We start from the raw sequence: 12,053 nt of genomic DNA on the forward strand, positions 1-12,053 counted from the left end.
CCGTCGGGTGTCCGCCGGGTTCCGCCGGATTCCGCGGGGTCGGCGGCCCCTTGCGGCGTGTCCTAGAAGGCGGCCTCGTCCAGCTCCATGAGGTCCAGGTCGACGACCTCGGCGAGCTTGCGGGCACCGGTGACGCCCGGCAGCACGTTGGCGGCGAAGAACTTCGCGGCCGCGATCTTGCCGGTGTAGAACGCCTTGTCCCTGGCGGAGGCGGTCTCCAGCTTCTCGGCGGCGACGGCGGCACCGCGCAGCAGCAGGTAGCCGACGACCACGTCGCCGGAGGCCATCAGGAGGCGGGTGGTGTTGAGGCCCACCTTGTAGATGTTCTTGACGTCCTGCTCGGTGGCCGCGAGGTCGGTCAGCATCAGGCCGACGATGGCCTCCAGCTCGACGGCCGCCTTGGCGAGCAGCTCGCGGGCGGCGGACAGCTCCTCGCCGCCCGTGCCGAGCGCCAGGAACTTCTTGATGTCCTCGGCGAGGGTGTTCAGGGCCGCGCCCTGGTTGCGGACGATCTTCCGGAAGAAGAAGTCCTGGCCCTGGATCGCGGTGGTGCCCTCGTACAGGGTGTCGATCTTGGCGTCGCGGATGTACTGCTCGATCGGGTACTCCTGCAGGAAGCCGGAGCCGCCGAAGATCTGGAGCGACTGGGCGAGCAGCTCGTAGCCCTTCTCGGAGCCGTAGCCCTTCACGATCGGCAGGAGGAGGTCGTTCAGGGCCTCGAGGGCGGCGCCGTCCTCGCCGGCGGCCTCCTTGACCTGGATCTCGTCCTGGATCGCGGCGGTGTGCAGCACCAGGGCGCGCATGCCCTCGGCGTACGCCTTCTGCGTCATCAGCGAGCGGCGCACGTCCGGGTGGTGCGTGATGGTGACCTTGGGCGCGGCCTTGTCCATGAACTCCGCGAGGTCGGGACCCTGGACGCGCTCCTTGGCGTACTCCAGCGCGTTCAGGTAGCCGGTCGAAAGGGTGGAGATCGCCTTCGTGCCGACCATCATGCGGGCGAACTCGATGATGCGGAACATCTGGCGGATGCCGTCGTGCTTGTCGCCGATCAGCCAGCCCTTGGCGGGGTGGCGGTCGCCGAAGGTCATCTCGCACGTGTTGGACGCCTTGAGGCCCATCTTGTGCTCGACGTTCGTCGCGTACACGCCGTTGCGCTCGCCCAGCTCGCCGGTCTCGAAGTCGAACTCGTACTTCGGGACGAGGAAGAGGGACAGGCCCTTGGTGCCGGGGCCGGCGCCCTCGGGGCGGGCCAGGACGTAGTGGAGGATGTTCTCCTCCATGTCGTGCTCACCCGAGGTGATGAAGCGCTTCACGCCCTCGATGTGCCAGGAGCCGTCCTCCTGCCGGACCGCCTTGGTGCGGCCCGCGCCCACGTCGGAGCCGGCGTCCGGCTCGGTGAGCACCATGGTGGAGCCCCACCGCTTCTCCACGGCCATCGTGGCGATGTGCTTCTGGACCTCGTTGCCCTCCTCGAAGAGGATGCCCGCGAACGCGGGGCCGCTGGAGTACATCCAGACCGCCGGGTTCGCGCCGAGGATCAGCTCCGCGTACGCCCAGATCAGGGAGCGGGGCGCGGTGGAGCCGCCGATCTCCTCGGGCACGCCGAGGCGCCAGTACTCGGAGTCCATGAACGCCTTGTACGACTTCTTGAAGGAAGCCGGGACCGGCGCCGTGTTGGTCTCGGGGTCGAAGACCGGCGGGTTGCGGTCGGCATCCACGAAGGACTCGGCCAGCTCGTTCTCCGAGAGGCGGGTCAGCTCCTCCAGGATGCTCTTGGCGGTGTCCGTGTCCATCTCCGCGAACGGGCCGGTGCCGTACAGCTTGTCGCGCCCGAGCACCTCGAAGAGGTTGAACTCGATGTCGCGGAGATTCGACTTGTAATGCCCCATGGCGACGGCTCCGTTAAGGGATCGGCGAGGCACTGACTCCTCGCATCTGGTTCACGTACCAACAAGTAGCTTCGATGATGCTACCCGTCAGTAATAAGAAGCAACCCCGGGTGGGCCATATGTGGCCCACTACTCTTTGACGCATGTACGGCTACGAGCAGAACGCGGGCGCCCAGCAGGGGTACGTCCCGCCGCAGCAGCAGATGCCCGGCCAGATGCCTGGCGGACAGATGCCGGGCGGGTACGGCCAGCAGCCGCCCCTGTATCCCGAGCCGTCCCCGCCGTCCCTTCCGGACGCGGTCCGCGCGTTCACCACGGGGTCCATGGCCGCCGAGGACTTCCAGCAGGTCTTCGCCACGTCGAAGGTGTACTGCCCGCGCGGGGACAACCCCGGATTCCTGGCGCTGCACAACACCCAGCAGCCTGTCATCCCGATGTTCACCTCGCTCAAGGAACTGCGCCGGTACGCGGGCAAGGAGTCCAAGTACTTCGTGATCACCGGAGCCGAGGTGATCGACCTGCTGCCCACGGGCTACGGCTTCGTGATCGACATGGAGGGCGAGCACCGGATGGTCTTCGACGCGAAGGCCGTGGAGCAGATGGTGGACTTCGCGATGCGCCGTATGTACGGCTGACGGACCGCGTATGCGGCCGACCTGCCGCGTATGCGGCTGACGGGCCGCTGGGCCGCCTGTGCGGCCGCCGCGGGCGGGGCGGGTGCCCCGACGTCCGCATGGCCGGAACGCCCCATGAACCCGTGACGCCAACCCGTGACGCCCGGAGGGAATGCCCTCCGGGCGCGCGTCGTTACGGGTGATAGAAAGTTCAACTCTCAACTAAACTCGAAACACAAGGAGGTACCGACATGCCCGCAGTGACTGTCGAGAACCCGCTGGCCCTGCCCCGAGTGGCCGCGCCCGCCGACGGTGTGGAGCGTCCCGTGGTGGCCGTGACGACCGCGCCCAGTGGCTTCGAGGGCGAGGGTTTCCCGGTCCGGCGCGCGTTCGCCGGGATCAATTACAAGCACCTCGACCCGTTCATCATGATGGACCAGATGGGTGAGGTGGAGTATGCGCCGGGCGAGCCGAAAGGCACCCCCTGGCACCCGCACCGCGGCTTCGAGACCGTGACCTACATCATCGACGGCATCTTCGACCACCAGGACTCCAACGGTGGCGGCGGCACGATCACCAACGGCGACACGCAGTGGATGACGGCCGGGTCCGGTCTGCTCCACATCGAGGCCCCGCCGGAGCACCTCGTGACGTCGGGCGGACTCTTCCACGGGCTCCAGCTGTGGGTGAACCTGCCGGCCAAGGACAAGATGATGGCCCCGAGGTACCAGGACATCAGGGGCGGCACGGTGCAGCTGCTCAGCACCCCGGACGGCGGCGCGCTCCTGCGCGTCATCGCCGGTGAGCTCGACGGCCACCAGGGCCCGGGCATCACGCACACCCCGATCACCATGGTCCACGCGACGCTGCGGCCCGGCGCCGAGATCACCCTGCCGTGGCGCGAGGACTTCAACGGCCTCGCGTACGTCCTCGCCGGGCGCGGCAGCGTGGGCGCGGACCGCCGTCCGGTCCACACCGGCCAGACGGCCGTGTTCGGCGCGGGTTCCACGCTGACCGTCCGCGCGGACGACAAGCAGGACTCCAACACGCCGGACCTGGAGGTCGTCCTCCTCGGGGGTCGGCCGATCCGTGAGCCGATGGCCCACTACGGCCCGTTCGTGATGAACACCCGCGAAGAGCTCCAGCAGGCCTTCGAGGACTTCCAGAAGGGCCGCCTGGGGACGATCCCGGCGGTGCACGGGATGTCGGAGGGCGGGCTGTAGACCGGCCCCGGGATCCTTCCGGGTCCTTCGGCACCCCGAGGCCTCGTGAACGACTGAGCACGGAGAAGCCCCGTCCGCCGTACCGCGCGTACCGGACGGGGCTTTTTCGCGCGCTCTACCGGGACTCTCCCGGGAACTCCCCCGTTCGGGCTTTCCCGGGCGCCGGTTCGGCTGACGCATGGTCAGCTGGAAGGGTGCAGCTACTCCCAGAGGGTGCCCGGCGGCTGGCGGCCTGGTGTGTCGTGATCCTGCTGGCCGCCGGGGTGGGATGGGTGGGGATCCTGTTGTGCGCGGAGTTCCGTACGGCGGTGGTTCCGGTGCTGCTCGCGCTGCTCGGCACCGCCCTGCTCGGGCCGCTGTACCGGCGGATGGTCAAGGCACGGATCAACCGCTCGCTCGCCGCCGCCCTGACGTGCGTCGCGGTGGCCGTCGTGGTCGGCGGCGCCGTCTACGTCGTCGTCGCCGCGCTCTTCCACACCGGCGCCCAGATCGCGTCCTCGCTCCGGCAGGCCTCGCGTTCCGTCGCCGAGCACTTCGGCGCGGCGGGCACCTCGCTCGACGACATCGCCGCCAACTCCAAGGACCTGCTGGCCAGGTTCGGCGGCACGGCCGCGTCCAACGTCGTCAGCGGCGTCAGCGTCGTGGCCGAGACCCTCGCCATGGGTTTCCTCGCCCTGCTGCTCGTGTTCTTCTTCCTGCGCGACTCGCACAGGGTGGCCGGATCACTGCGGTCGCTCGCGCCCCGGGGGACCGCCGACGTCGTCGAGGCCATGGCCCGGCGCGCCTACGCGGCCGTCGAGGGCTTCATGCGCGGGACGACGATCATCGCGCTCATCGACGCCCTCTGCATCACCGTCGGACTCCTGGTCCTGCGCGTCCCGGGCGCCGTCGGGCTCGGCGCGCTGGTCTTCGTGGGGGCGTACATCCCGTATCTCGGCGCGTTCCTCTCCGGCGCGGTGGCCGTCCTGGTCGCGCTCGCCGACCGGGGGTTCGTCATCGCCCTGTGGACGCTCGGGCTCGTGCTCGCGATCCAGATGCTGGAGGGATACGGCCTCCAGCCGATGATCCAGAGCCGGCAGGTGCAGATGCACCCGGCGGTGGTCCTGCTCGCGATCACGGCGGGCGCGTCCGTCGCGGGTGTCCTCGGCATGCTGCTCGCCGTACCGCTGACGGCGGCGGCCTTCGGCGTGGTGCACGAACTCCGCTTGCGTTACGCGCCGGAGGGGTCGGTGGCGCCGGGATTCCCCGGAGTGCCGGGGGCACCGGGGCCGTCCGAGGACTCGTAGCGGTCGGAGCCGCCATGGCCGTCCGCGACGCCGGAGCCGTTCTTGGAGGGTGAGCCGGCCGCGGTGCCCGCGACCACCGGTTCGCCGAAGTCCGTGTCCTCCCCGAGCGCCTGCCAAGCGTTGAGCGGCGCGGAGTCGTCCGGGGTCCCGGGTTCGCCGGGATCCGTGTCCGGGGCCTCGGAGAACTCGAACCAGATGCTCTTGCCCTCGCCCCGCGGGTCCACCCCCCAGGCGTCGGCGAGCATCTCGACGAGGACCAGTCCGCGCCCGGACGAGGCCAGTTCCCCCGGATGGCGGCGGTGCGGCAGATCGTCGCTGCCGTCGGTGACCTCGACCCGCATCCGCCGCTTGCCCGGCTCGCCCGTCACCTCGGCGACGAGCAGCGCGTCGGCGTCGGTGTGCACGAGGACGTTGGTGACCATCTCGGAGACGAGCAGGACCGCGGAGTCGAGCTGGTCCGCGGAGGCCCAGTCGTGCAGGAGCTCGCGCAGCTGCTGGCGGGCGTCCGCGATCCGGTCCGGCTCGGCCTGCGCCACGGTCAGCATCGTGCGGCGCGTCATCGGCCGTACGGTCGGGGCCGTGTCGTCGTAGCCGCTCTCCATGCCCAGCCGCGACAGCAGAAGCACCGCTATGTCGTCCTCGCGCCGGTCGGCCAGTGGACCGGTGGTGTGGTGGGAGGAGGGCCCGTGTACGGCCTGGACGAGCGCGTCGGCGAGCGCCTCCATGTCGCCGTCGTGGGATTCGAGCGTCCGGCGGATGCGACGCCAGCCGGTGTCGAGGTCGTGGCCGCCGGTCTCGATGAGTCCGTCGGTGCAGACCAGCATGGTCTCGCCCCGCTCCAGGACGAGCCGGGTGGTCGGGTAGTCGGCGTCCGGGTCGATCCCGAGCGGCAGCCCGCCCGCCGTGGGCCGCATCAGCACGGTCCCGTCCGCCATGCGTATCGCGGGGTCGGGGTGTCCGGCGCGGGCGATGTCGAGCGTGCCGGTCGCCGGGTCGACCTCGACGTACAGACAGGTCGCGAAACGCACATCGGCGGGGTCCGCCGGGTCCTCGCCCCCGTCGGCGCCACCGCTCGACCCGTAGGTCACCGAGTCGGTGACCCCGTAGAGGAAGCGCGAGGCCCGTGACAGCACCGCGTCGGGGCGGTGGCCCTCGGAGGCGTAAGCGCGCAGGGCGATCCGGAGCTGGCCCATCAGCCCGGCCGCGCGGACGTCGTGGCCCTGCACGTCGCCGATGACCAGGGCGTAGCGGCCGGCCGGCAGCGGGATCATGTCGTACCAGTCGCCGCCGACCTGGAGGCCGCCGCCGGTCGGTACGTAGCGGGCGGCGACGCTCATGCCCGGCATCTGCGGGCCGAGCGTCGGCATCATCGAGCGCTGGAGGCCGTCGGTCAGCTCCCGCTCGGTCTCGGCGGCTCCGGCGCGCGAGAGGGCCTGAGCGAGCATGCGGGCGACGGTCGTGAGGACCGAGCGCTCGTCGGGCGTGAAGGTGACGGGATACGTGAACGCGGCCATCCACGCGCCCATGGTGCTGCCGGCGACGGTGAGCGGCAGGAACGCCCACGACTGCCGCCCGAAGCGCTGGGCCAGCGGCCAGGACGCCGGGTAGCGGTCCTTGTAGTCGTCGGGGGAGGAGAGGTAGACCGCACGGCCCGTACGGACGACCTCGGCGGCCGGATAGTCCGTGGTCAGCGACATGTGCGAGAAGGGGTCCTCGTCGCCCGGCTGATGCCCGTGATGGCCGATGATCGTCAGCCGGTCGGCCTCCGCGCCGAACACGGCGAGTCCGTCCGGCGAGAAGCCGGGCATCGACAGCCCCGCCGCCACCCGCAGTACCTCCGAGGTGGACCGCGCCTCGGCCAGCGCCCGTCCCGCGTCCAGCAGGAAGGCCTCCCGCGAGCGGCGCCAGTCGCCGGTGACAGGGGTGCGAGCGGCGGCGTCCGGGGGCTGCTCGCTGACCTCCTGGAGGGTGCCGATCAGCTCGTAATGCCCGGTCTCGGGGTCGATGACGGGCCTGGAGCGGCTGCGGACCGTGCGGAGCACCCGGCCGTGTTCGTCCATGATCCGCATCCGGGCCTCGGCGAGCGTGCCCTCGGCCACCGCGAGGTTCACGACGCCGTCCATCTCGTTCCAGTCGACGGGATGGATGTGGGAGCGCGCGCCCGCCTCGGAGAGCGTGGTCAGCTTCGCGGGCATACCGATGAGCCGTGCGGCCTCCGCGTCGAAAATGACGAGGCCCGCGGCGTTGTCCCAGCGCCACACACCGGTCGCGAGAGTGGCCAGGACGTCCCCCACGGAGGGCAGGGGCTCACCAGTGCGCATGCGCCCACTGTAGGAACAGGTGATCGGTGCCTGCCACCGATGCCGGTCCAGGGCGCCGGGCGGTGGCGGAGCGGTCAATGATGGGGAGGTGATCCTGGGCTGCCCGGTACCCTGGGGGTGTTTCACGTGAAACACGCCCTCAATCCGCGAAGACTGGATGAAACGACGATGCATCGGTACAGGTCCCACACCTGCGGCGAGCTCCGCGCCTCTGACGTCGGCAGCGACGTCCGGCTGAGCGGCTGGCTGCACAATCGCCGAGACCTGGGTGGCATCCTCTTCATCGATCTGCGCGACCACTACGGCATCACGCAGCTCGTCGCCCGCCCCGGCACCGCCGCCTACGAGGCCCTCGACAAGGTCTCGAAGGAGTCGACCGTCCGCGTCGACGGCAAGGTCGTCTCGCGCGGTACGGAGAACGTGAACCCGGAGCTGCCGACCGGCGAGGTCGAGGTCGAGGTGAGCGAGGTCGAGCTGCTCGGCGCCGCCGCGCCGCTGCCGTTCACGATCAACGCCGAGGACGGGGTCAACGAGGAGCGGCGCCTGGAGTACCGCTTCCTCGACCTGCGCCGCGAGCGCATGCACCGCAACATCCTGCTGCGTACGGCCGTGATCTCGGCGATCCGTCACAAGATGACGGCGCTGGGCTTCAACGAGATGGCGACCCCGATCCTCAGCGCCACCTCCCCCGAGGGCGCGCGCGACTTCGTGGTCCCCTCGCGGCTGAACCCCGGCAAGTTCTACGCGCTCCCGCAGGCGCCGCAGCAGTTCAAGCAGCTGCTGATGATCTCCGGCTTCGACCGCTACTTCCAGATCGCGCCCTGCTTCCGTGACGAGGACGCGCGTGCGGACCGTTCGCCGGGCGAGTTCTACCAGCTCGACGTGGAGATGTCCTTCGTCGAGCAGGAGGACGTGTTCCAGCCCATCGAGAAGCTCATGACGGAGCTGTTCGAGGAGTTCGGCGGTGACCGTCACGTCACCTCGCCCTTCCCGCGCATCCCGTTCCGCGAGTCGATGCTGAAGTACGGCTCCGACAAGCCGGACCTGCGGGCCCAGCTCGAACTCACCGACATCACCGACATCTTCGAGGGCTCCGAGTTCAAGGCCTTCGCGGGCAAGCACGTGCGCGCCCTGGCGGTGCCGGACGTGTCCGGCCAGACCCGGAAGTTCTTCGACGGCCTCGGTGACTACGCGGTCGAGCAGGGCGCGAAGGGCCTGGCCTGGGTGCGCGTGGGCGAGGACGGCTCGCTGACCGGCCCGATCGCCAAGTTCCTCACCGAGGACAACGTCGCCGAGCTGACCAAGCGCCTCTCCCTGGCCGCCGGTCACGCGGTGTTCTTCGGCGCGGGCGAGTTCGACGAGGTCTCGAAGATCATGGGCGCGGTGCGGGTCGAGGCCGCGAAGCGCTCGGGCAACTTCGAGGAGAACGTCTTCCGCTTCTGCTGGATCGTCGACTTCCCGATGTACGAGAAGGACGAGGACACCGGGAAGATCGACTTCTCGCACAACCCGTTCTCGATGCCGCAGGGCGGTCTGGAGGCCCTGGAGACCCAGGACCCGCTGGACATCCTCGGCTGGCAGTACGACATCGTCTGCAACGGCGTGGAGCTGTCCTCCGGCGCGATCCGGAACCACGAGCCCGAGATCATGCTCAAGGCCTTCGAGATCGCGGGCTACGACCGGGAGACCGTCGAGGAGCAGTTCGCCGGCATGCTGCGCGCGTTCCGCTTCGGCGCCCCGCCGCACGGCGGGATCGCCCCGGGCGTCGACCGCATCGTCATGCTGCTCGCGGACGAGCCGAACATCCGCGAGACGATCGCGTTCCCGCTCAACGGCAACGCGCAGGACCTGATGATGGGCGCGCCCACGGAGCTGGACGAGACCCGTCTGCGCGAACTGCACCTCACGGTGCGCAAGCCGCAGCCGAAGTAGGCAGGCTCGGCGTCCCCGGCAGGCGACGCACACGGAAGTGGCTCGGAACCAGCGATGGTTCCGGGCCATTCTCGTGTGACGTGTGAAACCACAGCCCGCACCCATGCTGCTGACAGGTCGCCTCCCTACCGTCCCGCGCATGACTGAGACCCAAGGACCCGCGCACCAAGGGAACATGACCCGGCGCAAAGTCGTCGTCGCAGGTGGAGTGGCCGTGGCGGCCGTGGGCGTGGGCGGCGCCGCCGCCGTGAACGCGTTCGCGGAGGGGGCCACGGCCGGCGTCCCGACGGCCGTGTCCGCTGCGGAGACCTGTTACACGCTGACCTCGGAGACCACCGAGGGCCCCTACTACATCGACGCGGACAAGATCCGTCAGGACATCACCGAGGACCAGGAGGGCATCCCCCTGACCCTCGAACTCAAGGTGATCGACGCGGAGACCTGCAAGCCCGTCAAAAACGCCGCGGTGGACATCTGGCACTGCTCGGCGGTGGGTGTGTACTCCGGCTACGAGGCGATGAGCAACGGCGGTGGCGGCGGCGGTCCGTCGGGCGGGCCCACGGACGTCCCGTCCGGCACCCCGACCGGTGAACCCCCGTCCGGTCCTCCCCCGGGAGGCGGTGGCGGGCATGCCGAGCCCACCGACGACAAGCGGTATCTGCGCGGCACCTGGAGGACCGACCGGCACGGCCACGTCACCTTCAGGACGGTCTTCCCCGGCTGGTACCGGGGCCGCTGCGTCCACATCCACGTGAAGGTCCATGTGGACGGCACCTGGACCGACGCGGGCTACGAGGGCGGCCACACCTGCCACACGGGCCAGCTCTTCTTCGCGGAGAAGGCGGTCCTCGCGTCGGCGGAGGTCTCCCCGTACTCCACGAACACCACCACCCGCACGACGCTGGACGAGGACACGATCTACCCGGACAACGGCCACGAGGGCGGGCTCCTGTACCTCGCGTACGACAAGAGGCACATCGCCCGCGGTGTTCACGGCCGGCTGACGCTGGGCGTCGCCCCGGACGAGACCCACGACAGCACCGACACCGGGCCGAGCCCGTCGGCCTCGGCGTCCTGACCTCTCGGCACACAGGCCCGGAACACACCGGGTAGCGGGCCCTCGACTCCCTGACAGGAAAGGGGCCCGGGACCCGCTGGTTCCGGGCCCTGTTCCGTCAGCCACGCCTTCGGCCTTGCCTTCTGCCTTGCCCTCGAGATAGGCCGTCTCGCGGACGGTTCCCCTGCCGGGGAAGTAGGTGACGAAGCTCAAGATTTCCGTCCATTTTTCGCCGGCGGGGGTATCGCCGAGATTGACGCTGCGTCGGCTCCGGGTGGGCCGCGCCGGGTGACCGTCCTGCCCGGCGGAGTGGTGCTCGTCAGGCGCGCTGGGCTTTTGCCATGCGGGCGACTTCTCTTTCGACGAGAGCCAGGGGGAAGCGGTCGATGCGGTCCATGGCCAGCATCGTGAAGCACCCGGTGACACCCCCGACTCTCACGAGGATGTGCTCCTCGTTCCGTACGGAGACACGACGGCCGCTGCGCAGGTCGGGCGCCTGTTTCACCGGGACGGTGATCCGGAAGGCGATCGACTCGTCGCCGAGCCGGGGGATCTTCTCCGGCTCGACGTGCGCGGTGTACTTCCCCGTGAAGCCGACGCCGGTGAAGTCGTGGCAGGCGGTCAGTGACGTACGGGCGCGGTCGAAGGCGTTCTCCGCTCCCGTGCCCGGGTAGGAGGCGAGTGTGGCACCGCCGGGCCAGATGCTGTCCAACCAGTTGATGCTCTCGTCCACGGCGACCGATGCGTCGGTGGCGTCGACCGCGTCGAGCAGCGTCTGGCAGGTGGCGTCCGAGGCCGGCGGGAAGGTGCTGTCCGAGTCGTCGGGTGACCGATCGTCCAGCGAGACGTACGGGGTGCCCGCCACATCGTCACCGGTGAGGGCGATGGATTTCAGGGCTTGGGCGGAGAGCGGTGGTCCCGGCGCGATGGACGTGGCCGAGGCGGCGCCGGGTGAACCGCTCGCCGCCGGGGAGCCGGGCGTTCCCCCGCCCGTACCGGCGCAGGCGGTGATCCCCCACGCGGTCAGTGCCGCGCCCGCCAGCAGCCACCTGTTTCCCCGCACCCGCACCTGTATCCGCACTCTTGCCCCAGCCCCTCGTGACTCGAGGGACCCGATGCTAACGGCCCGGGAAGCTTGTCAGGGTCACGTCGGGAAGGGAGGTCCGCTCAGATGTCGTACGTGCCGTCCCACGGTTCGGCGAAGCCGAGGCGGTCGGGGTACAGCTCTGCCCAGGCCTCGCCCTCGTCCACGCCGGTCAGCAGGCCGAACAGCACGCCGTCGACGGTGAGCTGGAACGGGCGTATCGCGATGTCCGTGTACGAGCGCCGGGGCAGGCTGCGCAGCAGTTTCGCCAGGTGGACGCGGGCGCGTGACAGCACCGAGTATTCGCCCTGGGCGGCTCGTTGCTGTTCGGCCCAGGTGCCGGCGCACCAGACCTCCGAGTCGCGGTAGCGGCCCTCGGTGTCGAAGGTGTGGAGCACCACGTAAAGACGTTTGTGCTCTTCCCAGCCGTCGTCGGGACGGAACCCTTCGGGGAAGGCGTACGTGATCGACGCCAAAAACTGACCGTCCGCGTACCGGCCGATGGTCTCGGTGCGGTGCTTCGGTTCGTAGGCGATCGGGATGACCTCGGGGACTGCCATGGCGGAAACCATACGGGTGGTCGAGGACTTTCTGGCGCCGGGGTCCACTCCGGATCGACGGGACCGGACAGAGGGTCCCTTTCCCGG

General features: G+C 69.8%; 9 protein-coding genes. 5 read left to right on the forward strand and 4 right to left on the reverse strand.

Translation table 11 applies throughout. The annotated features are described in order from the left end of the window. Positions 1–62 precede the first annotated feature (62 nt). Positions 63–1,889 (reverse strand): acyl-CoA dehydrogenase, encoded by a 1,827-nt coding sequence (locus ACFYW8_RS13255; protein ID WP_389072137.1) that lies wholly within the window; start codon positions 1,887–1,889, stop codon positions 63–65. 143 nt (positions 1,890–2,032) lie between these two features. On the opposite strand from ACFYW8_RS13255, the gene ACFYW8_RS13260 reads away from it, so the two are divergent. From ACFYW8_RS13260 to ACFYW8_RS13270, 3 genes are all read left to right on the forward strand, one after another. Then, on the forward strand, positions 2,033–2,524 hold the full coding sequence (locus ACFYW8_RS13260; RefSeq protein ID WP_266760725.1) for an SseB family protein: 492 nt from the start codon (positions 2,033–2,035) through the stop codon (positions 2,522–2,524). Positions 2,525–2,754: 230 nt separating this feature from the next. After that, on the forward strand, positions 2,755–3,726 hold the full coding sequence (locus tag ACFYW8_RS13265; RefSeq protein ID WP_389072143.1) for a pirin family protein: 972 nt from the start codon (positions 2,755–2,757) through the stop codon (positions 3,724–3,726). 194 nt (positions 3,727–3,920) lie between these two features. Then, positions 3,921–5,012 carry an AI-2E family transporter gene (locus ACFYW8_RS13270; protein WP_389072148.1) on the forward strand — a complete coding sequence of 364 codons (1,092 nt, stop codon included), beginning with the start codon at positions 3,921–3,923 and terminating at the stop codon, positions 5,010–5,012. Here the strand turns inward: ACFYW8_RS13270 and ACFYW8_RS13275 are convergent. Further along, positions 4,937–7,333 carry a SpoIIE family protein phosphatase gene (locus ACFYW8_RS13275; protein ID WP_389072152.1) on the reverse strand — a complete coding sequence of 799 codons (2,397 nt, stop codon included), beginning with the start codon at positions 7,331–7,333 and terminating at the stop codon, positions 4,937–4,939. The two genes, ACFYW8_RS13270 and ACFYW8_RS13275, sit on opposite strands and share 76 nt — an antisense overlap. A 168-nt stretch (positions 7,334–7,501) precedes the next feature. On the opposite strand from ACFYW8_RS13275, the gene aspS reads away from it, so the two are divergent. Then, on the forward strand, positions 7,502–9,265 hold the full coding sequence (aspS, locus tag ACFYW8_RS13280) for an aspartate--tRNA ligase (protein ID WP_365869263.1): 1,764 nt from the start codon (positions 7,502–7,504) through the stop codon (positions 9,263–9,265). Positions 9,266–9,404: 139 nt separating this feature from the next. Then, positions 9,405–10,343 carry an intradiol ring-cleavage dioxygenase gene (locus ACFYW8_RS13285; RefSeq protein WP_365869262.1) on the forward strand — a complete coding sequence of 313 codons (939 nt, stop codon included), beginning with the start codon at positions 9,405–9,407 and terminating at the stop codon, positions 10,341–10,343. Between the two features lie 298 nt (positions 10,344–10,641). Here ACFYW8_RS13285 and ACFYW8_RS13290 read toward each other — a convergent pair whose 3' ends face one another. Further along, positions 10,642–11,385 (reverse strand): hypothetical protein, encoded by a 744-nt coding sequence (locus ACFYW8_RS13290; protein ID WP_389072161.1) that lies wholly within the window; start codon positions 11,383–11,385, stop codon positions 10,642–10,644. A gap of 104 nt (positions 11,386–11,489) precedes the next feature. Beyond that, positions 11,490–11,966 (reverse strand): hypothetical protein, encoded by a 477-nt coding sequence (locus tag ACFYW8_RS13295; RefSeq protein ID WP_389072166.1) that lies wholly within the window; start codon positions 11,964–11,966, stop codon positions 11,490–11,492. Between the last annotated feature and the right edge of the window lie 87 nt (positions 11,967–12,053).

Source organism: Streptomyces sp. NPDC002742 (assembly GCF_042888885.1).
Classification (GTDB): Bacteria; Actinomycetota; Actinomycetes; order Streptomycetales; family Streptomycetaceae; genus Streptomyces.